The 25,804-nt window shown below is 71.7% G+C and carries 26 protein-coding genes; 22 read left to right on the top strand and 4 right to left on the bottom strand.

Annotation, left to right across the window (positions count from 1 at the left end; genetic code table 11):
* The first annotated feature begins 5 nt into the window (after positions 1 to 5).
* From KF837_04855 to KF837_04770, 18 genes are all read left to right on the top strand, one after another.
* The gene (locus KF837_04855) at positions 6 to 1,787 is read left to right on the top strand and encodes a nickel-dependent hydrogenase large subunit (protein MBX3226616.1); all 1,782 of its coding nucleotides are present in this window, start codon (positions 6 to 8) and stop codon (positions 1,785 to 1,787) included.
* Positions 1,784 to 2,359, top strand: coding sequence for a hypothetical protein (locus KF837_04850; protein MBX3226615.1), 576 nt, complete (start codon positions 1,784 to 1,786; stop codon positions 2,357 to 2,359). The genes KF837_04855 and KF837_04850 overlap by 4 nt, the downstream gene beginning before the upstream one ends.
* Positions 2,356 to 3,018 carry a hypothetical protein gene (locus KF837_04845; protein MBX3226614.1) on the top strand — a complete coding sequence of 221 codons (663 nt, stop codon included), beginning with the start codon at positions 2,356 to 2,358 and terminating at the stop codon, positions 3,016 to 3,018. Before KF837_04850 ends, KF837_04845 begins: the two co-directional genes overlap by 4 nt.
* A complete protein-coding gene (locus KF837_04840; GenBank protein ID MBX3226613.1) occupies positions 3,015 to 3,671 on the top strand; it encodes a hypothetical protein in 657 nt (218 codons plus the stop codon). The genes KF837_04845 and KF837_04840 overlap by 4 nt, the downstream gene beginning before the upstream one ends.
* Complete coding sequence (locus tag KF837_04835) at positions 3,668 to 4,912, top strand: hypothetical protein (GenBank protein MBX3226612.1); 1,245 nt, start codon at positions 3,668 to 3,670, stop codon at positions 4,910 to 4,912. The genes KF837_04840 and KF837_04835 overlap by 4 nt, the downstream gene beginning before the upstream one ends.
* Entirely contained in the window at positions 4,909 to 5,406 is a 498-nt protein-coding gene (locus KF837_04830; GenBank protein MBX3226611.1) for a hydrogenase maturation protease, read from the top strand. Before KF837_04835 ends, KF837_04830 begins: the two co-directional genes overlap by 4 nt.
* Entirely contained in the window at positions 5,403 to 5,663 is a 261-nt protein-coding gene (locus tag KF837_04825; GenBank protein MBX3226610.1) for a hypothetical protein, read from the top strand. The genes KF837_04830 and KF837_04825 overlap by 4 nt, the downstream gene beginning before the upstream one ends.
* Positions 5,664 to 5,681: 18 nt before the next feature.
* The gene (locus KF837_04820; protein MBX3226609.1) at positions 5,682 to 6,308 is read left to right on the top strand and encodes a cytochrome c3 family protein; all 627 of its coding nucleotides are present in this window, start codon (positions 5,682 to 5,684) and stop codon (positions 6,306 to 6,308) included.
* Positions 6,305 to 8,860 (top strand): 4Fe-4S dicluster domain-containing protein, encoded by a 2,556-nt coding sequence (locus tag KF837_04815; GenBank protein ID MBX3226608.1) that lies wholly within the window; start codon positions 6,305 to 6,307, stop codon positions 8,858 to 8,860. Before KF837_04820 ends, KF837_04815 begins: the two co-directional genes overlap by 4 nt.
* Positions 8,857 to 10,200: a polysulfide reductase NrfD gene (nrfD, locus tag KF837_04810; GenBank protein ID MBX3226607.1), complete on the top strand. Its 1,344-nt coding sequence runs from the start codon at positions 8,857 to 8,859 to the stop codon at positions 10,198 to 10,200. The genes KF837_04815 and nrfD overlap by 4 nt, the downstream gene beginning before the upstream one ends.
* Positions 10,193 to 10,732: a DUF3341 domain-containing protein gene (locus KF837_04805; GenBank protein MBX3226606.1), complete on the top strand. Its 540-nt coding sequence runs from the start codon at positions 10,193 to 10,195 to the stop codon at positions 10,730 to 10,732. Before nrfD ends, KF837_04805 begins: the two co-directional genes overlap by 8 nt.
* Positions 10,729 to 11,259 carry a cytochrome c gene (locus KF837_04800; GenBank protein ID MBX3226605.1) on the top strand — a complete coding sequence of 177 codons (531 nt, stop codon included), beginning with the start codon at positions 10,729 to 10,731 and terminating at the stop codon, positions 11,257 to 11,259. The genes KF837_04805 and KF837_04800 overlap by 4 nt, the downstream gene beginning before the upstream one ends.
* 73 nt (positions 11,260 to 11,332) lie before the next feature.
* The gene (locus tag KF837_04795) at positions 11,333 to 12,316 is read left to right on the top strand and encodes a hypothetical protein (protein MBX3226604.1); all 984 of its coding nucleotides are present in this window, start codon (positions 11,333 to 11,335) and stop codon (positions 12,314 to 12,316) included.
* Positions 12,313 to 12,648 carry a hypothetical protein gene (locus KF837_04790; GenBank protein MBX3226603.1) on the top strand — a complete coding sequence of 112 codons (336 nt, stop codon included), beginning with the start codon at positions 12,313 to 12,315 and terminating at the stop codon, positions 12,646 to 12,648. Before KF837_04795 ends, KF837_04790 begins: the two co-directional genes overlap by 4 nt.
* Complete coding sequence (gene coxB / locus KF837_04785; GenBank protein MBX3226602.1) at positions 12,645 to 13,580, top strand: cytochrome c oxidase subunit II; 936 nt, start codon at positions 12,645 to 12,647, stop codon at positions 13,578 to 13,580. The genes KF837_04790 and coxB overlap by 4 nt, the downstream gene beginning before the upstream one ends.
* A complete protein-coding gene (locus tag KF837_04780) occupies positions 13,577 to 15,184 on the top strand; it encodes a cbb3-type cytochrome c oxidase subunit I (GenBank protein MBX3226601.1) in 1,608 nt (535 codons plus the stop codon). The genes coxB and KF837_04780 overlap by 4 nt, the downstream gene beginning before the upstream one ends.
* A complete protein-coding gene (locus KF837_04775) occupies positions 15,181 to 15,741 on the top strand; it encodes a cytochrome c oxidase subunit 3 (GenBank protein ID MBX3226600.1) in 561 nt (186 codons plus the stop codon). Before KF837_04780 ends, KF837_04775 begins: the two co-directional genes overlap by 4 nt.
* Entirely contained in the window at positions 15,738 to 16,025 is a 288-nt protein-coding gene (locus KF837_04770; protein ID MBX3226599.1) for a cytochrome C oxidase subunit IV family protein, read from the top strand. The genes KF837_04775 and KF837_04770 overlap by 4 nt, the downstream gene beginning before the upstream one ends.
* A gap of 8 nt (positions 16,026 to 16,033) precedes the next feature.
* Here KF837_04770 and KF837_04765 read toward each other — a convergent pair whose 3' ends face one another.
* A complete protein-coding gene (locus KF837_04765) occupies positions 16,034 to 16,612 on the bottom strand; it encodes a Uma2 family endonuclease (protein MBX3226598.1) in 579 nt (192 codons plus the stop codon).
* 159 nt (positions 16,613 to 16,771) lie between these two features.
* On the opposite strand from KF837_04765, the gene KF837_04760 reads away from it, so the two are divergent.
* Positions 16,772 to 19,531, top strand: a complete 2,760-nt coding sequence (locus tag KF837_04760) for a DEAD/DEAH box helicase (GenBank protein ID MBX3226597.1) — start codon at positions 16,772 to 16,774, stop codon at positions 19,529 to 19,531.
* 193 nt (positions 19,532 to 19,724) lie between these two features.
* On the opposite strand, the gene KF837_04755 is transcribed toward KF837_04760, so the two are convergent.
* Positions 19,725 to 21,428: an NAD-binding protein gene (locus KF837_04755; GenBank protein MBX3226596.1), complete on the bottom strand. Its 1,704-nt coding sequence runs from the start codon at positions 21,426 to 21,428 to the stop codon at positions 19,725 to 19,727.
* A gap of 106 nt (positions 21,429 to 21,534) precedes the next feature.
* Here KF837_04755 and KF837_04750 point away from each other — a divergent pair, with 106 nt between their 5' ends.
* The gene (locus KF837_04750) at positions 21,535 to 22,083 is read left to right on the top strand and encodes a hypothetical protein (GenBank protein MBX3226595.1); all 549 of its coding nucleotides are present in this window, start codon (positions 21,535 to 21,537) and stop codon (positions 22,081 to 22,083) included.
* Here KF837_04750 and KF837_04745 read toward each other — a convergent pair.
* A complete protein-coding gene (locus tag KF837_04745; protein MBX3226594.1) occupies positions 22,060 to 22,872 on the bottom strand; it encodes an alpha/beta hydrolase in 813 nt (270 codons plus the stop codon). The two genes, KF837_04750 and KF837_04745, sit on opposite strands and share 24 nt — an antisense overlap.
* Positions 22,873 to 22,949: 77 nt before the next feature.
* On the opposite strand from KF837_04745, the gene KF837_04740 reads away from it, so the two are divergent.
* Both KF837_04740 and KF837_04735 read left to right on the top strand, forming a co-directional pair.
* Positions 22,950 to 23,954, top strand: coding sequence for an NAD-dependent isocitrate dehydrogenase (locus KF837_04740; GenBank protein ID MBX3226593.1), 1,005 nt, complete (start codon positions 22,950 to 22,952; stop codon positions 23,952 to 23,954).
* Positions 23,955 to 24,013: 59 nt separating this feature from the next.
* A complete protein-coding gene (locus KF837_04735; GenBank protein ID MBX3226592.1) occupies positions 24,014 to 24,889 on the top strand; it encodes a hypothetical protein in 876 nt (291 codons plus the stop codon).
* On the opposite strand, the gene KF837_04730 is transcribed toward KF837_04735, so the two are convergent.
* On the bottom strand, positions 24,868 to 25,785 hold the full coding sequence (locus KF837_04730; protein MBX3226591.1) for a DMT family transporter: 918 nt from the start codon (positions 25,783 to 25,785) through the stop codon (positions 24,868 to 24,870). The two genes, KF837_04735 and KF837_04730, sit on opposite strands and share 22 nt — an antisense overlap.
* Between the last annotated feature and the right edge of the window lie 19 nt (positions 25,786 to 25,804).

The raw sequence follows: 25,804 nt of genomic DNA, 5'->3' as shown, positions 1-25,804 counted from the left end.
ACGAAATGGCAAATACGACCACGAACGGCGGCACCAAATCCGGCCTCGTCGAGATGCACTGGGACCCGATCACCCGCATCGTCGGGAGCCTCGGGATTTATACGAAGATCGATTTCGCGAACAAGGTCGTCGCCGAGTGCCACAGCACGTCGTCGATCTTCCGCGGATACAGCATCTTCATGAAGGGCAAAGACCCGCGCGACGCCCACTTCATCACGAGCCGCATCTGCGGCATCTGCGGAGACAACCACGCCACCTGCTCCTGCTACGCGCAGAACATGGCCTACGGCGTGACGCCGCCCCACCTCGCGGAGTGGATGATCAACCTCGGCGAAGCGGCCGAGTTCATGTTCGACCACAACATCTTCCAGGAGAACCTTGTCTGCGTCGACTACTGCGAAAAGATGGTCCGCGAGACCAACCCCGGCGTCTGGGAGCGCGCGCAGCAGACGCCGGCGCGGAACGCGGAGGCCCACGGCTACGCGACGGTCGGCGACATCATGAAGGCGGTGAACCCGATCGAGGGCGAGTTCTACCGCGAGGCGCTCCAGATGAGCCGCATGACGCGCGAGATGTTCTGCCTGATGGAGGGGCGCCACGTCCACCCGTCGACGCTCTATCCCGGCGGCATCGGCACCCCGGCGACGGTGCAGCTCTTCAACGACTACATCGTTCGACTGATGCGCTACATCGAGTTCCTGAAGCGGGTGGTCCCGCTCCACGACGACCTCTTCGACTTCTTCTACGAGGCCATTCCCGGTTACGAGAAAGTCGGCAATCGCCGCATTCTGCTGGGGTGCTGGGGCGCATTCCAGGACCCCGATCACTGCGATTTCAAATACGAAAATATGACGAAGTGGGGACGAAGGATGTTCGTCACCCCCGGCATCGTCGTCGACGGCAAGCTCGTCACGACCGACCTCGTCGACATCAACCTCGGCCTCCGCATCCTGCTCGGGAGCTCCTTCTACAAGGACTGGAACGAGCAGGAGATCTTCGTCAGCCACGACCCGCTCGGGAACAAGGTCGATCCGCGCCACCCCTGGAACCAGCACACCTTGCCGGTGCCGCAGAAGCGCGACTTCGACAAGCACTACACCTGGGTCATGTCCCCGCGCTGGTTCGACGGGAAGGACCACCTCGCGCTCGACACCGGCGGCGGACCGCTCGCGCGCCTCTGGGCCACCGCCCTCGCCGGGCTCGTCGACTTCCCCTACCTCAAGGCCACCGGCCACAGCGTCCGCATCGAGCTCCCGCGCACGGCGCTGAAGCCGGCGGTCACGCTCGAGTGGAAGGTCCCCACGTGGTCCAACACGATCGAGCGGAACCGCGCGCGCTCGTATTTCCAGGCCTACGCCGCGGCGTGTGGCCTCTATTTCGCCGAGCGCGCGCTCGAGGAGCTGCGCAAAGGCAGCTCGCGAACCTGGAACGACTTCAAGGTCCCGAAGGAGGCGATCGGCTGCGGCTTCACCGAGGCCGTCCGCGGCGTCCTCTCCCATCACATGGTGATCCGCGGCGGCAAGATCGCGAACTACCACCCCTACCCGCCGACGCCGTGGAACGCCTCTCCGCGCGACACCTACGGCACGCCCGGCCCCTACGAAGACGCGGTCCAGGGCTGCCCCATCTTCGAGGAGAACGGCCAGGACGACTTCAAGGGGATCGACATCCTGCGCACGGTGCGGAGCTTCGATCCGTGCCTCCCCTGCGGCGTCCACATGTGGCTCGGCGAGGGCAAGGAGATCGCGGTCGTTCACTCTCCCTCCCACTTCGTGGTGCCGCGATGAGCGACGAGATGCGCCGCGCGAGCGAGCGGATCGAGCAGCTCCTCGCCGACCTTCGAGCGTCGATCGCACCGGCGGCGTGGGCGCGCGTCCAGGAGCTCGTCGCGGCGCTCACGAGCGTGTACGGCGAGGCGTTCGCGCGCACCCTCGGCGCGCTCGCGGAGAAGGGACCGCTCGACGACGACGCCCGCGCGCGCCTCTCCGACGATCCCGTCGTCGCGAGCGTGCTCCTCCTCCACGGGCTCCATCCCGTGCCGCTCGAAGAGCGCGTCGCGCGCGCGATCGAGCACGTGCGGCGCGCCGCGGGGGCGGAGGTCTCGAGCGGCAGGATCGAGCACGGGCTCGTCGCGCACGGCGTCCTCGCGGTCCGCGTCACCGGCGACTGGCGGAGCAGCCCGCTCGGCGGCGCCGGCCTCGAGGCGGCCCTCCGGCGCGCGATCGAGGACGCCGCGCCCGACCTCGAGCGCGTCGAGATCACGCGCGACGGCGCGTTCGCGGCCTCGCCGGGGCGCGACCTCGTCCAGCTCCACCGAAAGCGCCCGCCGCAAGCGGACGGTGAAGAGGTCGCGCGATGACGCTCTTCGGCGCGCTCCAGCCCTTCGTCACGCGGCGGCACGTTTCACGCTCCGCGCACGGCTGCGAGCTCTGCGGCGCGCCGCTCGATCGCGATCACGCTCACCTCGCCGACGTCGATCGGCGCGCGCTCGCCTGCGCGTGCCGGCCGTGCGCGCTCCTCTTCGCGCGCCCGCCGTCCCCCACGAACGACGGACATCCGGCGCGGACGCGGTGGCGCGCGGTCCCGGAACGTCACCTCCGCGATCCGTCGTTCCGCCTCGAGCATCACGAGTGGGAGGCGCTCGGGATCCCGGTCGGGATCGCCTTCTTCTTCCGCAGCACCGCTGCGGGCGGATGGACGGCGGCGTACCCGAGCCCGGCCGGACCGGTGGAGTCGTTGCTCCCGCTCGAGACGTGGGAGGCGATCGCCGCGCGCACGCCGCTCGCGCGCGTGCTCGAGGACGACGTCGAGGCGCTCCTCGTGAGCTTCGACGCGGGCCCTGACGGGAACGGCGGCGACTGCGTGCTCGTCCCGATCCACGCGTGCTACGCGCTCGTCGGCCGCGTGCGCCGTCGCTGGCGCGGCCTCGACGGCGGCGACGAGGGACGCGCCGCCGTCGCCGAGCACCTCGCCGCGCTCCGCGATCACGCGGCGGTCCTCGCCCCGGAGGCGTCATGATCGGGTTCCGCGTGACCGGCGCGCGCGCGGATCCGCACGCGGCCGCGCCGACGATCGTGTTCGGGCTCCGGATCGAGGAGCCGTCCGGCGCGCACATCCACGCGATCGCGCTCCAGGCCCAGCTCCGGCTCGAGCCCGCGCGTCGCCGGCACGATCCCGACGAGCAGCACGCGCTCGGCGAGGTCTTCGGCGAGCCGGGGCGTTGGGGGCAGACGCTGCGCCCGCTCCACTGGGCCGACGTCGCGCGCATGGTGCCGGCCTTCGAGGGGAGCACCGAGATCGACGTCGCGGTGCCGTGCACGTACGACCTCGACGTCGCGGCGAGCAAGTACCTCCACGCGATGCGCGACGGCGCGGTCCCCGTGCGCTTCCTCTTCCGCGGCACCGTGTTCGTCGCGAGCGAGCGCGGCTTCTCGGTGTCGATGCTGCCGTGGGACCGCGAGGCCGCGTTCGATCTCCCCGTCGCGACGTGGCGCGCGACGATGGACGCGTTCTTCCCGCAGCAAGGATGGCTGCGGCTCGGGCGCGACGTCCTCGACGCCCTCGTGACGTTCAAGTCGTCGCGCGCGCTCCCGACCTGGGACGCGGTGATGCGCGAGCTCCTCGGCGCCGAGGCGATCAAGGAGCGGAGACGGAAGGAGGCCCTCTCGTGAGCTTCGAAGACGCACGGCGCGTCGCCGACACGGTCCTCTACGAGGGCCTCATCCTCTACCCGTACCGCGCGTCGTCGCGGAAGAACCGCTTCCGCTTCCAGTTCGGCGTCGTCGCGCCGGAGGGCTTCACGCGCGCGGGCGGGGCCGAGGCGTCGTCGATGACGGTGGAGGTCCCCGCGGTGGGCGGCGCCGAGCTGGCGGTGCGCGGCAAGGTCCGCTTCCTCCAGCTCCGCCGCCGCTCCGTCGAGCGCTGGGACGGCGCGCGCTTCGTCGACGCCGACGAGCTCGACGTCGGGGCCGCGCTCCACCTCGCGTGGGACGAGGCGATCGAGCGCGAGGTCGACTTCGCGCTCCCGCCCGGCGATCGCGCGCGCCTCGCCTTCGGCTGGGAGGCGGAGACGACGACGGAGACGGTGCTGGACGGCGCGGGCGCCGTCGCCGGGCGCGTCGTTCGGCGGACGGAGCGGCTCCGCGGCGAGCTCTCGCTCCAGAGCGCGCGCGCCGGCGCGGACGTGTGGAAGCTCCACGTCCACGTCGCGAACGTGACGCCCTACGACGATCCGAGCCTCGATCGCGATCGCGCCCTCCGCGCGTCCCTCGTCGGCGCGCATGTCCTCCTCCACGTCGAGCACGGCGCGCTCGTGTCGCTCCTCGAGCCGCCCGAGCACGCGCGCGCGGCGGCGGAGAGCTGCGCGAACGAGCGCGCGTTCCCCGTCCTCGTCGGCCGCCCCGGCGATCGCAGCACCGTCCTCGGCTCCCCGATCATCCTCTACGACTGGCCCGCGATCGCGCCGGAGTCGAAGGGCGACTTCTTCGACGCGACGGAGATGGACGAGATGCTCACCCTCCGCACGATGACGCTGACGGAGGACGAGAAGCGGCAGGCGCGCGCGACCGATCCCCGCGCCGCCGCGCTCGTCGCGCGGTCGGACGACATCTCCGCCGACGACATGAACCGCCTCCACGGCGCGATCCGATCGCTCCGCGTCGCGGGCACGAGCGTCGCTCGCGGGAGCCGCGTCCGCATCCGCCTCGGCGCGAAGCGGCGCCGGAGCGACGCGCAAGACATGTTCGTCGACGGTCGCGTCGCGACGGTGGAGGACGTGCGCGAGGACTTCGAGGGCAACGGCTGGATCGCGGTGATCGTCGACGAGGATCCCGCCGCCGAGATGAACCGCTGGTTCGGACGCTACCTCTGGTTTTACACCGACGAGATCGAGCCGCTCGAGGTCGCGTCATGACGATGCGCGTCCTCGTCGCCGGGATCGGCAACGTGTTCTTCGGAGACGACGGGTTCGGCGTCGCCGTCGCGCAGCACCTTCGACAGAGCGGCGCCGGGCTCGCGGAGGACGCCCACGTCGTCGTGCGCGACGTCGGGATCCGCGGGCTCCACCTCGCCTACGACCTCGTCGACGGCTACGACCTCCTCATCGCGGTCGACGTGATCCCCTCCCGCGGCGCGCCGGGCACGCTCCACCTGATCGAGCCGGCGCGCGAAGAGGGCGACGTCGCCCGGGGCGCACGCGACGCGCATGGGATGGACCTCTACTCCGTGATGCTCACGGCGAAGTCGCTCGGCGCGGAGCTCCCGCCCGTGCTCGTCCTCGGCTGCGAGGTGGAGGAGCCGCGCGCGGAGATGGGGATGACGAGCGACGTGGAGCGCGCCATTCCCGCGGCCGCTCGGATGATCGCGGAGGCAATCCGCAGGAAACAAACAGAGGAGACGGTTCGATGAAACGTGCAACAGCTCGGTTGATCGTAAAGGCGGCGAGGTTCCTCGGTTACGGCGTCGCCGCCGCCGGCGTCTACGTCGCGGCGAAGGAGGCCTCCGGCCTCGTCCGCTACGCGGCGATCAAGCGCATGGCGAAGAGCAGCGACGGCGCCGACCCGAAGCTCCTGCCGAGCGACGACTGCCCGCAGTATTCGCAGGCGCCGCGCCGCGTCGGCGAGCACGACCGCAACCGGGGGAGCGAACGGCGCGCCGAAGCGTGACGGCGCGGTGATGGCGCGGTGAACCTCTTCCCGGCGTCCGCGAACTCGGTCTACTGGGTCGCGATCGCGGCGCTCTCTTGTTCGTTCGCCGGCGCGCCGGCGGCGGCGATCGTGTGGGCGCGCACGCCCTACGCGACCGGCGCGGGCGAGCCGGCGACGCAGCCGGTGAAGTTCGACCACCGCCACCACGTCCGCGACGCCGCGATCGACTGCGTCTACTGCCACGATGGCGCGCTGCGTGCACCGGTCGCCGGCGTGCCTGCGACGTCGCTCTGCATGGGCTGCCACGCCCAGATCTGGACCGACAGCCCCGAGCTCGCTTCCGTGCGCGCGAGCGCGCTCACCGACACGCCGCTCCGCTGGCAACGAACGAATGCCCTCCCCGACTTCGTCTTCTTCGATCACGCCGCGCATACGACCCAAGGTGTCGGCTGCGTCACGTGCCACGGGCGCGTCGATCGCATGGGTCAGGTCTTCGCCGCGCGCGCGCTGACGATGGACTTCTGCCTCGACTGCCATCGCGATCCGAAGCCCGAGCTCCGCCCGCTCGATCGAATCACGGACATGGACTGGGAGCGGGACGAGACGAGCGAGCCCGCCGCGCCGGTGCGGTCCCTCGTCCACTGCTCGACGTGCCACCGATGATCGCGCGCCGCGAGCTCCTCGGCTGGCTCGGATCGAGCTTCGCGCTCGCGGCGTGCACACGCGCGCCGCGCGAGGAGATCCTGCCTTACGCGCAGCGGCCGCCGGAGGTGACGCCGGGGAAGCCGCGCTACTACGCGACGGCGTCGGTGCTCGACGGCTACGCGACCGGCACGCTGGTCGAGAGCCACGAAGGACGGCCGACGAAGGTCGAGGGCAACCCCGATCACCCGGCCTCGCTCGGCGCGACGAGCGCGTTCGAGCAAGCGGCGATCCGATCGCTCTACGATCCGCGCCGCGCGCGCGGTGACGGCTGGGACCGCGCCGCCGCCGAGCTCCGCGCCGCGCGCGACGTCACGCTCGTGCTCGAGCCAACGTCGTCGCCGTCCGTCGCCGCGCTCGTCGACGCGATCCGCTCGCGGCGCCCCGACGTGCGCGTCGCGTTCCACTCCATCGGCTCACCGCGCGCGGCGTGGGAGGGGGCGCGCGTCGCCTTCGGGCGCGTGCTCGAGCCGCGCTACGACCTCCGCCGCGCCGATGTCGTCGTCGCGCTCGACGCGGATTTCCTCGGCCGCGGTCCGCAGCGGCTCCGCCTCGCGCGCGATCTCGCCGCGCGCCGCGGCTCCGCCGATCCGAGCCGGCTCTACGCGCTGGGACCGCTCGTGACGATCACGAGCAGCGTCGCCGATCACCGCGTCCGCGTGCGCGCGGTGGACGTCCTCGCGCGCGCGCTCGATCTCGCCGGCCTCGTCGGGCTCGGCCCGGCGCCGGTCGCGCCGACGCCGGAGCTCCGCGCGATCGCGCGCGACCTCCTCGCCCGTCGCGGGCGCTCCGCCGTGATCGCGGGCGACGATCAGCCTGCCCTCGTGCACGCGGTCGCGCACGCGCTGAACGCGTTCCTCGGAAACGTGGCGAGCACGGTGACGTACGCGCCGTCGCCGATCCTCGACGCGGGCGAGAAGAGCCACGACGCGCCCGCCGGCGGCGCCAGCACGGTCGTCCATTGTGGGGTCGATCCATCGCGCCTCTCGCTCACCGCGCCGCGGACCGCGTGCCTCTCGCTCTACCCCGCGGCGGGGGCGACCGTCACGCTCGCGGAGGCGCATCCGCTCGAGTCGTGGGGCGACGCGCGCGCGTTCGACGGGACGACGAGCGTGGTCCAGCCGCTGATCGCGCCGCTCTTCGGCGGGCGCACCACGCTCGACGTCCTCGCGCTCTTCGCGGGCGGCGCGGGCGCGTACGCACTCGTGCGCGGGCGCTTCGCCGACGATCGCGCGTGGCGGCGGGCGCTCCGGCGCGGCGTCGTCGACGGCAGCGCGCTCGCGACCGTGACGCCGGAGCTCGATCCGTCCGCCGTCGTCGCGCGCGCGAGAGCGGAGGCGCGCGCGCCGGCGCCCGGGATCGAGCTCGTGACGCCGCTCGATCCACGCCTCCACGACGGGCGCTTCGCCGACAACGCGTGGCTCCTCGAGCTGCCGCAGCCGGTCACGACGCTGACGTGGACGAACGCGGCGACGTTCTCGCCGGCGGCGGCGGCGCGGCTCGGCCTCGCCGACGGCGACGAGGTCGAGCTCGGACGCGAGGGCGGGCACGCGCGGGTGGTCCGCGCCCCCGCCCTCGTCGTCGCGGGCCAGGCCGACGACGTCGTCGGCCTCAACCTCGGCTGGGGACGCGGCCACGGCGTGGACGCCGCCGCGATCGGCGCGGGCACGGGCCTCGTCGTGACGAAGACCGGCGCGCGCGTCCCGCTCCCGCTCGTGCAGCTCCATCACGACCTCGCCGGGAGGGGCGAGCACATCGCGCAGCACCGCACGCTCGCGGAGGAGCGCGCGCGGAAGCCGCCCCCGCGTCGCCGCGCGCTCACGCTCTACCAGCCGCCGCGGCACGAAGGCCCGCAGTGGGGGATGGTGATCGACCTCTCGCGCTGCATCGGCTGCGGCGTGTGCACGGTGGCGTGCCAGGCCGAGAACAACGTGCCCTCCGTCGGCGCGGAGGAGGTGCTGCGCGGGCGCGTGATGCACTGGCTCCGCATCGATCGCTACGTCGCGGGCGACGAGCTCATCGCGCAGCCGATGCTGTGCCAGCACTGCGAGAAGGCGCCCTGCGAGTACGTCTGTCCGGTCGGGGCGACGACGCACAGCCCCGACGGCATCAACGAGATGACCTACAACCGCTGCGTCGGCACGCGGTTCTGCTCGAACAACTGCCCGTACAAGGTCCGGCGCTTCAACTGGTTCGACTACCACCGGGCCGAGACGAAGACGGAGGAGCTCGCGCACAACCCCGACGTCACGGTGCGCGAGCGCGGCGTGATCGAGAAATGCACCTTCTGTGTCCAGCGCCTCCGCGCGCACGCGCCCGCCGCGCCGCTCACGGCGTGCCAGCAGGCCTGCCCCGCGGAGGCGATCGTCTTCGGCGACCTCGAGGACGAACGCGCCCCGGTCGCGCGCCTCGCCGCGAGCGATCGCGCCTACGCCGCGCTCGAGGAGCTCGGCACCGAGCCGCGCGTGCGCTACCTCGCCAAGATCAGGAACCCGAACCCGGAGCTCGGATGAGCGCCGCCGTCCTCGCGAAGGTGCGCCCGGAGGGCGAGCTCACGGACGACCTCCTCCGCGGCGTCCTCGCGCCGCCGCGCTGGACGGTCGCCGCGCTCGCCGTCACCTTCGCCGGCACGCTCGGGCTCTTCGCCGCGATCGCATATACGGTCACGACCGGCATCGGCGTCTGGGGCAACAACGTCCCCAACGTCTGGGCGTTCGGGATTACCAACTTCGTTTGGTGGATCGGCATCGGCCACGCCGGGACGTTCATCTCGGCATTTCTGCTCTTGCTCGAGCAGAAATGGCGCTCGTCGATCAATCGATTTGCGGAGGCGATGACGCTCTTCGCCGTCGCGCAGGCGGGGCTCTTTCCGCTCCTCCACATGGGCCGCCCTTGGTTCTTTTATTGGCTAATGCCCTATCCCGCGACGATGGATATGTGGCCTCAGTTCCGGAGCCCGCTCACGTGGGACGTCGTCGCGGTCGCGACGTACCTCCTCGTCTCCCTCCTCTTCTGGTACCTCGGCCTCGTCCCCGATCTCGCCACCCTCCGCGATCGCGCGCCGACGCTGCGCCGCCGCCGCGTCTATGCCGTCTTCGCCCTCGGCTGGAGCGGCTCCGCCGCGGCGTGGCGGCGGTGGCGGATCGGCTACGGGCTCCTCGCCGGCCTCGCGACGCCGCTCGTCGTCTCGGTCCACAGCATCGTCGCGAGCGACTTCGCGACCGCCAACCTGCCGGGGTGGCACGCCACGGTCTTCCCGCCGTACTTCGTCGCCGGCGCGATCCTCTCCGGCTTCGCGATGGTGGTGACGCTCCTCGTGCCGGTGCGGCGCCTCTACCGCCTCGAGCACGTCGTCACCGGCCGGCACCTCGACAACATCGCGAAGATGCTGCTCCTGACGTCGTGGATCGTCCTCTACAGCTACGCGGCCGAGACGTACGCGGCGTGGCGCTCCGACGATCCGTTCGAGCGCTACGTCTACCTCGAGGCGCGGCCGCTCGGCGCCTTCGCGCCGCTCTACTGGACGACGATCGCGTGCAACTGCGTCGCGCCGCAGCTGCTCTGGTCGCGCCGCGCCCGCACGAGCCCGTGGCTCCTCTTCGCGCTCTCGCTCGCGGTGCAGGCCGGGATGTGGACCGAGCGCTACATGCTCGTCGTCTCGTCGCAGAGCCGCGATTTCCTCCCGTCGTCGTGGCGCACGTTCACGCCGACGGTGGTCGACCTCGCGCTCCTCGGCGGGACGATCAGCTTCTTCGCGTTCCTCTTCCTCCTCTTCCTTCGCTACGTCCCGCTCGTCCCGATCGCGGAGATGAAGCACCTGCAGCACGAGCTCGCGAGGGAGCGCGATGGTTGAGATGGTTGAGACGCTCGAGACCGTCGCGGCCGAGTTCACGACGCCGGACGCGGTCGTCCTCGCCGCGCGGCGCGTGCGCGCGCTCGGCTACGGGCGCGTCGAGGCGTACACGCCGTTCCCGCTCGAGGAGCTCGACGAGGCCCTCGCGCGCCCGCGGCCGCGCCTCCCGCTCCTCGTCTTCCTCGCCGGCGGCGGCGGCGCGACGCTCGCGCTCGCGATCCAGTGGTGGACGAACGCGTGGGACTACCCGCTCGACGTCGGCGGCCGCCCGCACGCGTCGTGGCCGACCTACGTCCCGATCGTCTTCGAGACCGCGGTCCTCTGCGCCGCCGCCGTCGCGTTCGCGGCGGTGCTCCTCGGCTCCCGCCTGCCGCGCCTCCACGACGAGGTCTTCGATCTCCCCGGCTTCGAGCGCAGCACGATCGATCGGTTCTGGCTCCGGATCGAGGACGTCGCCCGCGACGAGGAGCCCGCCCTCCGCGCCGCGCTCGCGGGAGCGGTGGGTCTTCATGGGCTCGGAGGTGCATCGTGAGGAGGTTCCTCGTGGGGAGCGCGATGCTCACGCTCGCCTTCGTGCTCGCCGCGTGCGAGCGCGAGCCCGATCCGACGCTCGCGCGCATGCTCGCGCAGCGGCGCGGGGATCCGTTCGCGGCGACGCCGGCCTTCCCGGACGGCAAGGTGATGCGCGCTCCCGTCGCCGGCACCGTGCCACGCGACGACGACACGGACGACGAGCGCCCGCCGCTCGATCGCGAGCTCGTGCTCCTCGGCCGCGCGCGCTACGACGTCGCGTGCGCGCTCTGCCACGGCGTCGCGGGCGACGGCCGAAGCTACGTCGCAGAGAAGATGGAGCTCCGGCGCCCGCCCTCGCTCGTGGGCGATCCCACCTTCACGGAGGAGCGCGTCTTCGAGGTGACCACGTCGGGCTACGGCCTCATGCCCTCCCTCGCCGCCCACCTCTCCCACCGCGAACGCTGGGCCATCGCAGCCTACGTACACGCGCTCCAACTCCGCCGCACACACGCCAGCGCCCTCGCGCCGCTTCCGGGGCCGCGATGAGGCACGACGTCCTCGCGCAACTGCTCCATCGCGGGCGCACGAGCGCGCTCGCGCCGCCACCGGAGGCGTCGCGATGAGGCGCGACGTCGTCGTGGCGCTCGTGGTTGGGCTCGGCGCGGTCGGTGCGACGGTCGGGTATGCCGCGTACGATGCGCGGCGGGCGCTGCTCGCGTGGGTCGCGGCGGCGTCGTTCGTCGCCGCGACCGGGATCGGCGCGCTCGTCCTCGTCTTCGCGTTCCATCTCGTGAACGCGCGGTGGTGGCTCGCCGTCCGTGCGCCGTTCGTCGCGACGGCGCGCACGCTCGTCCTCGCGCCGCTCTTCTTCGCGCCGATCCTCCTCGCTCCCGTCGCGCGGGGCACGCCGCTGGTCGTCCTCCGCGTCGCGCCGTGCATCCTCGCCTGGGCCGCCCTCGGCGCGATCGCCCCGCGCGCGGCCGCGAGCAAGATCGCGGCCCCCGGGCTCATCGTCCTCGCCTTCACCCTGACGGCGGCGGCGTTCGAGCTCTTTCACGCGCTCGAGCCCGGCTGGATCTCGAACGCGTTCGGCCTCTACGTCTTCGCCGGCGGCCTCGTCGCTGCCCTCGCGATCGCCGCCGTCACCGCGCGCGGCACCGCCGAGCACGACCACGCCCTCGGCCGCCTCCTCCTCTGCGCGTTGCTCGTCTGGGCCTACCTCGCGTTCTTCCACCTCCTCCTCGTCTGGCTCCCGAACCTGCCGCGCGAGGTCGGCTTCTATCGGGCGCGCGCGAGCGGGACCTGGACCGCGGCCGACACGATCCTCGGAGCGCGCTTCGTCGTGCCGTTCCTCGCCCTCCTTCCACGCGCGGCCAAGCGCTCGCGCGCCGTCCTCGCCGCGGTCGGCGCGTTCGTCCTCGCGGGCGAGGCGCTCGACTTCGCGTGGCTCATCCTCCCCTCCGCCGGCGGCGATCTCTCGTGGCTCGACGCGTTCCCGTTCCTCGCCGCGGGCGGGCTCGCCTGGGCCTACGGCGCGAACGTCGCCGCCACGCTCCCCGCTCCCGCCGGCCTCGCCGCCGCCCTCCGCTACGAGGCGCCATGAGCACGCACGAGCCCCACGACCCCGACCACGTCGCCACGCGACCGATCGCGAGGATCGCGCTCGGCAGCGCGCTCGTGTTCTTCGCCTCCCTCGGCGTCGCGTGGGCGCTCCTCCCGCGCGCGACGGCGGAGACACCACGACCCGCGCCGGCGACGATCGGGAGCCTCGAGACGACGCCGATCCTCGATGGCGACCGCGGCCGGCAGATCGCGTCGGCGCAGCGCGCGGAGCTCGATCGCTGGCGCTGGATCGATCGTGACGCGGGGCTCGCGGAGATGCCGATCGAGCGGGCGATCGATCGTCTTCTCGACGGCGGCGGGACGGAGCCATGATCGAGCTCTTCCGCCGCCTCGTCCGGCTCCCGCCCGGCGCGTCGAGCTTCGCCGACGGGGTCGATCGGCTCCACGCCGCGCTCCTCGCGAGCACGCTCGTCGTCGGGCTCTTCTTGCTCGTCGTGACGGTGCGCTTCGTCGTCCGTCATCGACGGAAGAGCGACGCGCCGCTCACCGAGCGCGTCGCGTCGAGCCGCCGGGCCGAGGCCGCGCTCGCCTTGTTCGTCACCGTCGCCTTCGTCGCGTTCTGGATCGTCGGCTTCGCGCAGTACGGCGCGATGACGGCGCCGCCGGCCGACGCGGAGACGATCTACGTCGAGGCGAAGCAGTGGATGTGGAAGTTCTCGTACGCCGACGGCCGCTCGACGAACGACGTCCTCACCGTCCCCGCCGGACGCCCGATCAAGCTCGTGCTCACGTCGCGCGACGTCGTCCACTCGTTCTACGTGCCCGCGTTCCGCGCGAAGCAGGACGTGCTCCCCGGCCGCTTCACCGTGACGTGGTTCAACGCGACGACCCCCGGCACGTACCCGATCTGGTGCGCCGAGTACTGCGGCGTCAGCCACGCCGCGATGTTCGGCTCCGTCGTCGTCGTCCCCACCGCCGACTACGACACGTGGCGGCGGAGCGGGCCGGGCGAAGACGCGATCGCGCGCGGGCGCGAGGTGGCGACGCGGCGCGGCTGCGTCGCGTGTCACTCTCTCGACGGCGGGCCGGCGGCGGGCCCCACCCTCCGCGGCCTCTACGGCGCCGCGCGCCCGCTCGCCGACGGCCGCATCGTCGTCGCCGACGACGCGTACCTCGCGCGCGCGATCGTCGAGCCGAACGCCGACGTCGTCGCCGGGTTCCAACCCACGATGCCGACCTACCACGGGATCCTCGAGCCGGCCGAGGTCGGCGCCCTCGTCGAGCTCATGCGAGGCCTCCGATGACCGCGATCCCGAGCCAGACCTTCGTCGCGGAGGAGACCTCGATCGCGTCGTGGGTCTTCACCCTCGATCACAAACGCGTCGGCGTTCTCTACCTCTTCACCCTCCTCGCCCTCCTCGCCCTCGGCGGCGCTTTCGCGATGGCGATCCGCCTCGAGCACCTCGGCCCCGGCGAGACGCTGATGAGCCCGATGACGTACAACCGCCTCTTCACGCTCCACGGCGTGACGATGGTCTGGCTGTTCCTCATTCCGTCGATCCCGTCCGCTTTTGGCAATTTCTTATTGCCGATCATGGTCGGGGCAAAAGACGTCGCATTTCCCCGTTTGAACCTCGCCAGCTATTGGGTATTCGCGGCGGGCTCCGTCGTCGTGCTCGTATCCATGTTCGCGGGCGGCATCGACACGGGCTGGACCTTCTACGTGCCTTATGCCGCCTCGTCGCCGACCGCGGTCCCGCTCGCGCTCATTGGCATCTTCGTCGTCGGCGTCTCGACGATCATGACCGGCATCAACTTCATCGTCACGGTCCACTCCCTCCGCGCGCCCGGCCTCGGCTGGATGAAGCTCCCCCTCTTCGTGTGGGCGATCTACGCGACGAGCGTCATCCAGGTCCTCGCCACGCCCGTCCTCGGGATGGTGCTCGTGCTCGTCGGCCTCGACCACGCGTTGGCGTTCGGCCTCTTCGATCCCGCCCACGGCGGAGATCCGCTCCTCTACCAGCACCTCTTCTGGTTCTACTCCCACCCCGCCGTCTACATCATGGTGCTCCCCGCGATGGGCGTCGTGAGCGAGGTGATCCCGACCTTCGCGCGCAAGAACCCGTACTCCTATGGCGCGATCGTCTACTCCTCGCTCGGCATCGCCTTCGTCGGCTTCCTCACCTGGGGCCACCACATGTTCGTCGCGGGGCTGAGCCGCTTCGACGCGGGCGCGTTCGGGCTCCTCTCGATGCTCGTCGCCGTGTTCTCGGCGATCAAGGTGTTCAACTGGGTCTTCACGTTGAAGCGCGGCGCGATCGCGCTCGGGACGCCGCTCCTCCACGTCTTCGCGTTCCTCGTCCTCTTCTTCTTCGGCGGGATGACCGGCGTCGCGGTCGCGGCGACGAGCCTCGACGTGCACTGGCACGACACCGCCTTCGTCGTCGCGCACTTCCACTTCGTCATGGTCGGCGGCACCCTCACCGCGTTCCTCGCCGCGCTCCACTACTGGTTCCCGAAGATGACGGGGCGGCTCTATCCCGAGCGCCCCGGCGCGATCGCGGCCGTCCTCGTCTTCGCCGGTTTCCTCCTCACGTTCGTGCCCCAGTTCCTCCTCGGCAACGCCGGCATGCCGCGCCGCTACGCGACGTACGACCCTGCCTTCCAGGGGCTCCAGCGCATCTCGACCGTGGGCTCGTGGGTCCTCGGCGCCGGGATGCTCCTCATCGCCGCCTACCTCGCGTGGTCGCTCTTCCGCGGCGCGCGCGCGGGCGACAACCCGTGGCGCTCGCGCTCGTTCGAGTGGCGCACGCCGTCGCCGCCGCCGAAGGAGAACTTCGTACGCCCGCCGCGCTTCGACGTCGGCGCCTACGACTACACCCGTCCGCTCGAGGGGGAGGACGAATGAGCGCCCCGGAGACGCATCTCCACGACGACGCCGCGCATCCGGCGCGGCTCGGGATGTGGGTGTTCCTCGCGAGCGAGGTCCTGTTCTTCGCCGTGCTCTTCACGCTCTACGCCGGCGCGCGCGTGCACCATCCGGCCGCGTTCCACACCGCGATCCACGAGCACGCCGACAAGCTGCTCGGATCGATCAACACCGCCGTCCTCCTCGCGAGCAGCACCCTCGTCGCCGTCGCGGTGCACGCCGCGCGCGAGGAGCGGCGCGCGCGCGCGATCCTCCTCGCCCTCGCGAGCGCGCTCCTCGGCGCCGTGTTCCTCGCGCTCAAGGGCACGGAGTACCTCGCGCACGCGCGGGAGGGGCTCGTGCCGGGCAGCGCGCCGTTCTGGAGCCTCTACTACACGATGACGGGGCTCCACTCGCTCCACGTCCTCGCCGGCGTCGTCGCGCTCGTGCTCGCGTCCCGCAGCGAGCGCGCGCACGTCCTCGAGAACGTCGGCCTCTATTGGCACTTCGTCGACGTCGTCTGGATCTTCCTCTGGCCGCTGTTCTACCTCGCATGACCTCCTCGATCGCGCGCACGGCCCTCGCTCTCGGCGTCCTCTGGGCGGTGAGCCTCGCGCTGTCCTACGTCGACCTCGGGCGCGCGGCGCTCCCGATCGCCCTCGTCATCGCAGCGGTGAAGGCCGCCCTCGTCGGCGCGGTCTTCATGGAGCTCACGCGCGCGCGTGCGTCGATCCGCCTCGCCGTCGCCGCCGCGGGGGCGCTCGCGGCGATCCTCGTCGGGCTCGTCATCGCCGACGTCGAGCTGCGGGAGCCCGCGCCCCTCGTGGTCCCGGGCCGCTGACCCGCGAATCAGGGAGCGCGAACGCGATCGAGGTCCGTCCAGAGGCGGTCCAATGGGATCTCGATCCCGAGCACCTCCATCCGCAGCGCTCCCGCGACGATGAAGAGCGACGAGAAGCGCTCCGCGTCGAGCACCCGTCGGTATTCGACGCGGCGGCGCTCGGGGTTGACGAGCACGTATTCGCGCAGCGTGTCGATCGAGCGGTAGTGCACCTCGAACTTCTCACCGCGATCGTAGTCGGCGGTCGTCGGCGAGAGGACCTCGAAGAGCGCGACCGGGCTCGTGAACGCGTTCTCATCGCGCGCGTCCTTGGCGAACGGCGGGCAGACGACGCTCGCGTCGGGGTAGTGGAACGCGCTCGTTCGTACGGTCGCGATCTTCTGCGCCTGATTGAACGGAACGCAGTTCTTTCCTTCGAGCGCCCGTCGGAGCTCATAGAAGAGATTACCGGTGACCAAGGCGTGCGGGGTCGACCCTCCCGCCATCGCGTACGCCTCGCCGTCGACGTACTCCCACCGGTCTTCGCTCGAGCGATCGAGCGCGATGTACTCCTCGACCGTCATCCCTCTGCTGGCGCGCGGCTCCACATCCGGAGCGTAGCACCGGTGCCCAAGGGTGGAAGAGCTGGGGATGTCCTGTGAGGGCGCTGTGGAGAGGCGGGGACAACTTGTGAAGACAGCGCGAATGCGGGCGGCGACGCGCCTTCGTGGCTTGCTCGGTCGAGAGGCGTCGAGTAGCGGTGCGGCGTGACCGCTCTTCCCTCTCACGCGCTGTCGATGCGCGATCGGCTCTCGCATCTCTCCTTCGACGAAGCACGGAGGCTCCTCGGCCCCGAGGGGAAGCGGCTCATCCTCGCCGGAGGCGCGCTCGCGGCACCGCCGCCCGAGGCGCTCACGATCGGCGACGCCGAGGCGCGGCTCGTCTGGGAGCCCGAGCCCCGCGGCGTGATCACGTCGCTGCACCTCGATCCGGCGTCGAAGGGGCGGCTCCGCCTCGCCTGCAGCCGCTGCCGGAAGCCCTGCGCCCACGGCGGCGGGATGCTCTCCACCCTGCTCGAGCAGAAGAGCGACCTCGGGCTCGCCGCGCCGCCGCCGGAGCCGGTGCGACACGGATCCGAAGAGAAGGTGATCGCGGCGGAGCTCGCCGAGCGCGCCGAGCGCGCGAAGAAGGAGCGGATGCGGATCCGGTCCGCCGACGCCGGCGCGCCGTGGACCGACTACGAGGTCACGAGCGCAGTCAGCGGGAAGACGTACCGCGTCGCGCTCCGCGGGACTTCGCGCGGCGAGTCGTACTGCTCGTGCCCCGACTTCAAGATCAACACGCTCGGCACGTGCAAGCACGTCATGAAGGTGCTCGCCCACGCGACGAAGCGGTTCGACCCCTCCGTGCGCGCGAAGCCCTACGTCCGGCGCCGCATCACCGTCCACCTCCGCTACGACGACGGCGCCGAGCTCGCGATCGCTCTGCCGAAGAAGCTCTCGGACGAGGCGAGCGCGATCCTGCAGCCGCTCCTCCGCCGCCGGCCCAACGGGAACGGGAGCGCAAACGGCGCGATCGACGCGCAGGCCCTCGTCCGCTGCCTCGCGCGCCTCGAGGCCGCCGGGGTGGCGTTCTTCGTCACCCCCGACGCCGAGGAGCTCGTCCAGCGGCGCCTCCTCGCGGCGCGCATGGCGCAGCTCATCGCCGAGATCCGCCGCGCGCCGGCCGAGCACCCGCTCCGGAAGACGCTCCTGAAGGAGACGCTGCTGCCCTATCAGCTCGACGGCATCGCGTTCGCGGCCGGCGCCGGGCGCGCGATCCTGGCCGACGAGATGGGCCTCGGAAAGACGATTCAGGGCGTCGGGGTCGCCGAGCTCCTCGCGCGCGAAGCGGGTATATCGAAGGTGCTGATCGTGTGTCCCGCCTCGCTCAAATCGCAATGGCGGAGCGAGATCGAGCGCTTTTCGGGGCGGAGCGCGGCGCTCGTCACCGGGCCGGCGAAGGAGCGCGCCGCCGCATATGCCGGTTCGCAGTTCTTCACGATATGCAATTACGAGCAGGTCCTGAAGGACATTCTCCATATCGAGAAATCGCGCTGGGACCTCATCGTGCTCGACGAGGGACAACGCATCAAGAACTGGGAGGCAAAGACGAGCCGCGTCATCAAGGGCCTCACCTCCCGCTTCGCGCTCGTGCTCTCCGGTACGCCGCTCGAGAACCGCCTCGACGATTTGCACTCTGTCGCCGCTTTCGTCGATCCGCACCGTCTCGGGCCCGCCTTCCGCTTCCTCCACCGCCATCACCGGCGCGACGAGGAGGGGAAGCTCGTCGGCTTCAAGAACCTCGACGACCTCCGCGCGCGGATCGCGCCGATCCTCCTCCGCCGCACGCGCGAGTCGGTGCGCCTCGAGCTCCCGCCGCGGACGGTCGAGATCGTGCGCGTCCCGCCGACCGCCGAGCAAGCGGAGCTCCACGACGCGCACCTCCGCGTCGTCGCCCAGATCGTGCGGAAGCCGTACCTCACCGAGATGGACCTCCTCCGGCTCCGCTCCGCGCTCCTGATGTGCCGTATGGCCGCGAACAGCACCTTCCTCGTCGACAAGGAGCCGCCGGGCTGGTCGACGAAGCTGGAGCGGCTCGGCGAGCTGTTCGACGCGGTGGCGGCGGAGCCCGACCGGAAGGTCGTCCTCTTCTCGGAGTGGACCACGATGCTCGATCTCATCGAGCCGCTCCTCGCGAAGCGCAAGCTGCGCTTCGTGCGCCTCGACGGCTCGGTCCCGCAGCGGAAGCGGCAGGAGATCGTCGCCGCGTTCCAGTCCGACGCGAAGACGCGCGTGTTCCTGACGACGAACGCCGGCAGCAGCGGCTTGAACCTCCAGGCGGCGAACACCGTGATCAACGTCGATCTCCCCTGGAACCCCGCCGTGCTCGAGCAGCGCATCGCGCGCGCGCACCGCATGGGCCAGTCCCGCCCCGTCGCCGTCTTCGTCCTCGTCACCGAGCAGACGATCGAGGAGAACCTCCTCACGACGCTGTCGTCGAAGCGCGAGCTCGCCCTCGCCGCGCTCGACGCGGACTCGGCGATCACGGACGTCGACGTTCGCCGCCAGGCCGACGACCTCAAGGAGAAGCTCGAGGTCCTCCTCGGCGCGAAGCCCGAAGCGCCCGTCGACGAGACGGTGAAGGCGAGCGCGGCCGGCGCCGTCGCGGCCGACCGCATCGCGACGACGGGCGGCGCGTTCGTCCGCGCGGCGCTCGATCTCCTCGGCGAGCTCACCGGCGCCCCATCCGGCGCCGGCGCGGACGCGCTCCTCGCAGACGTCCGCAAAGGCTTCGACGTCAAGGTCACCCCCGACGAGCACGGCACGCCACGCCTCTCGATCGCGATGCCGTCGCGCGAGGACCTCGGCCGCCTCTTCCAGGGCGTCGCGCGCCTCCTCCTCGGCGGCACCCCGCCGCCGCCCACGCAGGCCATCGCCGCCATCACACAGCCCGCCCCGACAACACGTCACCGCAACATGAACTGAAGCGAAACAGCGCCCCTTCGAATCGACTGCGGGAAGTCCGGGGCGTCGAAGCGCGCCCCGCCCAAGCTCCCCCCAGGAGGTCGGCGATGAACATCTGCGGGGGTCCGGGGGCGTCGGAGCGCGCCCCGCGCGCGGAGAAACCCCCGGCGGGGAGAGCTCGAGAGGGGCAGCGCCCCTCTCGAACGAGACAAGCTCAGCGCGCGAACTCGCGGACGAAGGCCGCGCGTTGCTCCACCGAGCCGATCGCGATGATCTCGCCGTCGCGCGGGAGGCGCGTCGCGGCGGTCGGGTTGGTGACGACCTCGTCGCCGTCCTGCAGGGCGATCACGTTCAGGCCCGTGCGCGCGCGGACGTCGACCGCGCCGAGCGTCTTGTCGGCGAGCGACGGCGGGACCGGCACGACGATGACGTCGGCGCCCTCCTCGAGGAGGACGAGCTCGTGTCCGCGCAGGAGCGCGAGGAGCGATTTTACTCCGAGCGAGCTGTAGCTCAGCACCGAGTCCGCGCCCGCGCGATGGATCGCCTCGAGGTTCCGCTCGTGCGTGATGCGGCTCACGATGCGGATGTGCGGGTTGAGGCGCCGGCAGTAGATCGCGAGGAAGATGTTCGTCGCGTCGTCGTTCGTCGTGAGGACGACGGACGGCGCGCTCGCGAGGCCGGCCGCCATGAGCATCGCGCGGTCCGACGCGTCGCCGATGAACACCTCGTCCGCGAACTCCTCCAGCGTCGCCTTCGCGGCGGCGTCCTTCTCGATCAAATGCACCGCGACGGAGCGCTCGCGCAGCGCCGCCGCCGCCGCGACGCCGACGCGGCCTCCGCCGATGACGACGACCGGGTTCTCGTTCGGCGTGTAGATCACGAACATCGAGTCGAGCAGCGTCACCTGCTCCTCCGACCCGACGACGACGATGACGCCGTACTCCCCGATCACCGCGTCGGCGTGGGCGGGGCGGAGCACGCCGCCCTCCCAGAACGCGACGATCGTGAGCCCCGTGAGCGCGCGCAGCGACGTGTCGCGGATCGCGCGGCCGGCGAGGCCGGTGCCGTGGACGGGGAGCTCCGCGATGACGAGATCGCGGAAGCGGCCGACGACGTGCGCGCGCGTGTGCCCGGCGTTGACGCGCGCGGCGAGGTGCTCGCCGAGGCGGCGCTTCAGCGGCAGCGCCGTGCTCGCGCCGCTCAGCTCGAGGACGTCGACCGCGTCGTCGCTCTCGGCGAGCGCCGCGATCGGCACCGCCGCGGCCTGCTCCCGCACCGTGAGCGCGATGTTCGTGTTCGTCGCGTCGTCGAGGTTGGCGAAGACGAGGCGCGCGCGCTCGGCGCCGACCGCGACGTAGGAGGCGCGGCTGTCGTACTCGCCGAGGACGACGCAGACCCCGTCCGACTGCAGCACCGCGGCGGCGGCCGGATCGGACTCGATGACGACGTAGGGGATCTGGCTCGCCGCGAGCCGCTCGACGAGGTCGCGCGCGATCGTGTCGTAGCGGCAGATGATGACGTGCGACGATGTCGTCCGCGGCAGCTCGCGCGGCACGCGGAGCCGGAGCTGCGCCTCGAGCCACGGCGCGTAGAAGAACCGGATGAACGCGAACGGCAGGACGATCACGAACATCACGAGGCCGGTGAGCAGCACGAAGACGCTGAAGAGCCGCCCCACGTCGGTGTGGAACGTGATGTCTCCGAAGCCGAGCGTGCTCATCACGGTGAGCGTCCAGTAGAAGCTCGTGACCCACGAGTACTCGCGATGCTCGACGTAGAGCATCAGGAAGTGGAACACGATCGAGAAGAAGGTGACCGTCGCCGCGGTCAGGAGGAGCACCTTCGCGAACGCGCGCAGGTTCCGGCGGACGGTCTTGTCCCCGAGCAGGAATGCGACGAGCGGAGTGAGCGCCCTCATCGAGCACCGCGACTCTACCCGGAGCACGAGGGCGTGTCACAGTCCGCGGGGGCCGCCCGACGGGGACTACGTGCGCCGGCCCTTTCTCGCCTCGTTCATGATCTCGTTGACCTTTGTCGTCGGTGCCGCGCCGGTCGCCGACGCCGGCGCGGTGCGATCCCCGCTCCTCCGCAGCGGCACGCTCCACAGCCCGATGCCCGGCGGCTCCCTCGGCGGCTGGGACGGCGACACCGGGCTCGACATCGCCGGCAACCGGCTCGACGTGTACGCGATCGCGGCCGGCACGCTCGACTACTCCGAGTGGGGCCACACCCTCTGGAAGAGCGGCAAGGACACGCCCTACAGCGTGCGCATCGCGCTCGACGCGCCGATCCCGTGGGGCGACGGGCACAGGATTACACATGTATATTACACTCATCTGTCGAAGGTGGAGACGAACCAGCCGGAGGGCGCGGCGACGCGCAAGCACGTCGACGCGGGCGAGAAGATCGCGGTATCCGGGATCGGCAACGGGGTTCCACATCTCCACCTCGGCCTGCTCCTCGACAACCAGGTCGAGCAAGACGACTGGACGTACATCCTCCGCGAGGGACCGATCCGGAAGGTGATGGGGAACTACAAGAACGGCGAGCTACTCCCCCTGCCCAAGCCGTGACACGAGGATCCTCGCGAGCTCGTCTGGCTTCGTCCAGTGCACCATGTGGCCCGCGTCTTCGAGCGTGACGGTCTCGCACTGCGCGAAGGCCGCGAGGCGGTCTGCTTCGTCGGGCGGGTGGAAGCCGCGCGGGCCGCCGGAGACGAAGGTGACGGGGCACGTCACGCGGCGCGCGTACTCCTTGAAGAGCGGGGCGAAGAACGGCATCGGGCTCGTCGTGCGATGGAGCGGGTCGTAGCGCCACGTCACCGTGCCGTCGCCGGCGTCGTGGACGAGGTGCGGGAAGCGATGATCGAGCACCTCCGCCGGCACGTGCGGATGCGCGACGCCGAAGCGGCGGCGGGCGTCGGCGCGCGGGATCGGCGCCGCGGGGCGCACCGCGGCGAGGTCGTCGAGCCAGCGCCGCATCCGGATCGGGCCCATGTCGAAGCCGTTGTCGGGCGGGCCGAGGCCCTCGATCGAGACGAGGCGGCGGACGCGCTCCGGGTGCGCGCCCGCGTAGAGCGTCACCACCGTGCCGCCCATCGAGTGGCCGACGAGCGAGAGCGGCGCGCCGTCGGGGACGAGCTCGCGGGTCAGCGCGTCGACGTCCGCGACGTAGTCCGGGAAGTGGTAATACGCACCGCTCGGCGCGCGGGCCCCGTCGCCGAAGCCGCGCATGTCCGGCGCGATCACGTGATGCCCCGCCGCCGCGAGCAGAGGCGCGACGCGATCCCACGTGCCCGCCGCATCCATGAAGCCATGAACGAGGAAGACGCTGGACGCCGCGGCAGGTTGTCCCCAAGTCAAGACTCGATGCTCGAGCCCGTTCGCGGTCACGCGCGCTTCCGTCATGAGCGCGAAAGAGAGTACGCTGGGTCGCCTCGATGACGCACACGATCACGCTCATTCCGGGGGACGGTATCGGGCCGGAGGTCGCCGACGCGACGCGGCGCGTCCTCGCCGCCTCCGGCGTGAAGATCGAATGGGAGGTGCAGGAGGCCGGCGCCGCCGTCGCCGAGAAGCGCGGGACGACGCTGCCGGACGAGGTCCTCGACTCGGTCCGCCGCAACAAGGTCGCGCTCAAGGGCCCGATCGGCACGCCGATCGGAAAGGGCTTCCGCTCCGTCAACGTCACGCTCCGGCAGGCGCTCGACCTCTACGCGAACGTCCGCCCCGTCCGCTCGCTCCCCGGCATCGAGCCTCGCTTCGAGGGGACCGACATCGTCATCGTCCGCGAGAACACGGAGGACCTCTACGCCGGCCTCGAGCTGATGATCATGCCCGGCGTCGCGCAGTCGCTGAAGCTCATCACCGAGAAGGCGTGCACGCGCATCTGCGAGTACGCGTTCGACTACGCCGAGCGGCTCGGGCGGAAGCGCGTCACGGTGGTGCACAAGGCCAACATCATGAAGCTCTCCGACGGCCTCCTGCTCGAGAGCTTCCGCAAGGTCGCGATGAAGCACCCGCGCATCGAGCCGATGGAGGTCATCGTCGACGCGTGCGCGATGCAGATGGTGAAGAACGCGAACAAGCTCGACGTCATCGTCACCGAGAACCTCTACGGCGACATCCTGAGCGACCTCGGCGCGGGCCTCGTCGGCGGGCTCGGCATCGTGCCCGGCGCGAACATCGGCCTCGAGGCGGCGGTGTTCGAGGCGGTCCACGGCACCGCGCCCGACATCGCGGGCCGAGGCCTCGCGAACCCCACCGCGCTGATCCAGAGCGCGGTGATGATGCTGCATCACATCGACGAGCACGTCGCGGCGCAGAAGATCGAGCGGGGGCTCCTCAAGACCTTCGAGGCCGGCGTCCGCACCGCCGATCTCGGCGGCGCCGCCGGCACCGAGGAGTACACCCGAGCTCTGTGCGAAGCGGTCGGCCGCGCCTGAGTCGCGCGGCTCGTCCGATCCGCCGCAGCCGACCGGACGCCGGCGCTATCGTCCCGCCCATGGCGAAGCCGTGGGTGATCGGGTTGGTCGCGTTCCTTTCGGGTGGGGTCGCGGCGAGCGGCGCGTGGAGCGCGTTCCCGCCGAAGGCGCCCTTGCCGGCGAAGGCGGAGCCGGTCGAGAAGGACGCGAAGGACGACGATCTCCTGAAGGCGAACGCGAACCTCACCGCGTCGCTCCACGAGTGCGATCGCCGCCTCGCGGAGCTCGGCGAGCGCCCCGTCGGCGTGCAGCCCGCGCCGACCGCGTCGGCGACCGCGAGCGCGGGCGAAAGCGAGCGGCGCCGCGGTCCGCGCGAGCGGCGCGAGATGACGAAGGAGGACTGGGAGCGCATGGCGGAGAGCGGCGTCGTGCCGGTCCGCATCCCGTGCATCCGCGACACGCCGTGGACGCCGTCGGAGCGCGCGGTCGATCGGCTCGGCCTCGCGCCGTCCGACGTCGACGTGCTGAAGGACGCCTACGCCGCGTCGAACAAGCGGATGCAGGAGGCGATCCGCCCGCTCTGCGCGCAAGCGCTCGGGAGCCCGGAGGCGGCGGAGAAGGTCGGCGCGAGCCAGTGCATCGACGTGATCAACAACACCGCGCGGAAGACGAACGCGGACGACACGAAGGCCGCCCTCTCCCGCGTCGCGGAGGTGCAAGCGGGCAAGCGCGAGGCGCCGAAGGCGGGCGCCAGCACGCCGGCGGTGGAGCAGCTCGGGCTCTTGCTCGCGACGGAGCAGAAGACGTTCGAGAACGACCTCGCGCAGAAGCTCGGCCCCGAAGAGGCGCACCGCCTCGCGAACGCGCCGGAGCTCTGCGCCGAGCGCCGCATGCTGCGCGCCGGCGAGATCGACCCGAGCATGTTCGGCGGCCGTCAGCGCGGCGGCGGGCGCTGACCCGCGATCGCGAGCGTCGCGCCGGCGAGGACGATCGCGGCGCCGAGGGCTTCACGCGGGCTCGGCGCCGCGCCCATCACGATCGCGCCGATCGCGATCGCGCCCAGCGTCTCGCCCGGGCACACGAGCGCGACGAGCGCGGGCGGCGCCGTGCGCGCGGCGCGCTGCACGATCGTGTGGCCGACGAGGGTGGGCACGAGCGCGAGGCCGAGCACCGCGAGCGCGGGCTTCGCGTCGGGGACGCCGGCGCGCACGAGGAGCGGCAACGCGAACGGGAGGAGCACGATCGACGACGTGCCGTAGACGGCGGCCGCGTACGGCGTCGCCGGCATCGCGTCGCGCAGGCCGCGCGCCGACGCGACGTACGCGCCGAACAGCACGACCGCGACGAGGACGAGGAGGTCGCCCGCGATGCGATGCTCCCCCGCGCCGGCGCCCGACGCGACGACGATCGCGCCGAGCGTCGCGACGACGAGGCCGATCAGCTCGAGGCGCGTCGGCCGCAAGCGAAACGCGAGGAACGCGGCGAGGACGACCGCGAGCGGCTCGAGCGACACGAGCGCGACCGCGGCCGCGAGCGAGGTCGACGCGAGCCCGGCGAGGAAGAACGCGAAGTGGGCGCCGAGGAGCACGCCCGCGACGACGACGCCGGCGCGCTGCCGCCGCGTGAGCTTCCGCAAGGAGGCGCGGAGCCCGTTCACGTCGACGAGCGCGAGGACGATCGCGGCGAGCCCGGTGCGCAGCGCCGCGACCGCGATCGCCGCGATCGGCGCCGCGACCTTCCCGAGCGGCCCGCTCGTCGCGAACGCGAGCGACGCCACGACGACGAGCGCGATCGTCCGCCCGTCCGCGACGCCGCGCCCCCCGTTCGCCCGCGCGTCGTCGTCGTCCGCCACGCCTCGCAGCTTAGTTCGC

Source organism: Labilithrix sp. (assembly GCA_019637155.1).
Taxonomy (GTDB): Bacteria; Myxococcota_A; Polyangia; order Polyangiales; family Polyangiaceae; genus Labilithrix.
The sequence above is the reverse complement of the archived record's forward strand: the minus strand, read 5'-3'. Positions and strand labels throughout refer to the sequence as shown.

Bases quoted from the DNA above. Each gene is read 5' to 3' on its own strand.
- KF837_04830 (MBX3226611.1), top strand. From the start codon at position 4,909: ATGACGATGCGCGTCCTCGTCGCCGGGATCGGCAACGTGTTCTTCGGA.
- KF837_04850 (MBX3226615.1), top strand. From the start codon at position 1,784: ATGAGCGACGAGATGCGCCGCGCGAGCGAGCGGATCGAGCAGCTCCTC.
- KF837_04740 (MBX3226593.1), top strand. From the start codon at position 22,950: ATGACGCACACGATCACGCTCATTCCGGGGGACGGTATCGGGCCGGAG.
- KF837_04775 (MBX3226600.1), top strand. From the start codon at position 15,181: ATGAGCGCCCCGGAGACGCATCTCCACGACGACGCCGCGCATCCGGCG.
- nrfD (MBX3226607.1), top strand. From the start codon at position 8,857: ATGAGCGCCGCCGTCCTCGCGAAGGTGCGCCCGGAGGGCGAGCTCACG.
- KF837_04805 (MBX3226606.1), top strand. From the start codon at position 10,193: ATGGTTGAGATGGTTGAGACGCTCGAGACCGTCGCGGCCGAGTTCACG.
- KF837_04815 (MBX3226608.1), top strand. From the start codon at position 6,305: ATGATCGCGCGCCGCGAGCTCCTCGGCTGGCTCGGATCGAGCTTCGCG.
- KF837_04735 (MBX3226592.1), top strand. From the start codon at position 24,014: ATGGCGAAGCCGTGGGTGATCGGGTTGGTCGCGTTCCTTTCGGGTGGG.
- KF837_04770 (MBX3226599.1), top strand. From the start codon at position 15,738: ATGACCTCCTCGATCGCGCGCACGGCCCTCGCTCTCGGCGTCCTCTGG.
- KF837_04855 (MBX3226616.1), top strand. From the start codon at position 6: ATGGCAAATACGACCACGAACGGCGGCACCAAATCCGGCCTCGTCGAG.
- KF837_04795 (MBX3226604.1), top strand. From the start codon at position 11,333: ATGAGGCGCGACGTCGTCGTGGCGCTCGTGGTTGGGCTCGGCGCGGTC.
- KF837_04845 (MBX3226614.1), top strand. From the start codon at position 2,356: ATGACGCTCTTCGGCGCGCTCCAGCCCTTCGTCACGCGGCGGCACGTT.
- KF837_04825 (MBX3226610.1), top strand. From the start codon at position 5,403: ATGAAACGTGCAACAGCTCGGTTGATCGTAAAGGCGGCGAGGTTCCTC.
- coxB (MBX3226602.1), top strand. From the start codon at position 12,645: ATGATCGAGCTCTTCCGCCGCCTCGTCCGGCTCCCGCCCGGCGCGTCG.
- KF837_04780 (MBX3226601.1), top strand. From the start codon at position 13,577: ATGACCGCGATCCCGAGCCAGACCTTCGTCGCGGAGGAGACCTCGATC.
- KF837_04755 (MBX3226596.1), bottom strand. From the start codon at position 21,428: ATGAGGGCGCTCACTCCGCTCGTCGCATTCCTGCTCGGGGACAAGACC.
- KF837_04790 (MBX3226603.1), top strand. From the start codon at position 12,313: ATGAGCACGCACGAGCCCCACGACCCCGACCACGTCGCCACGCGACCG.
- KF837_04840 (MBX3226613.1), top strand. From the start codon at position 3,015: ATGATCGGGTTCCGCGTGACCGGCGCGCGCGCGGATCCGCACGCGGCC.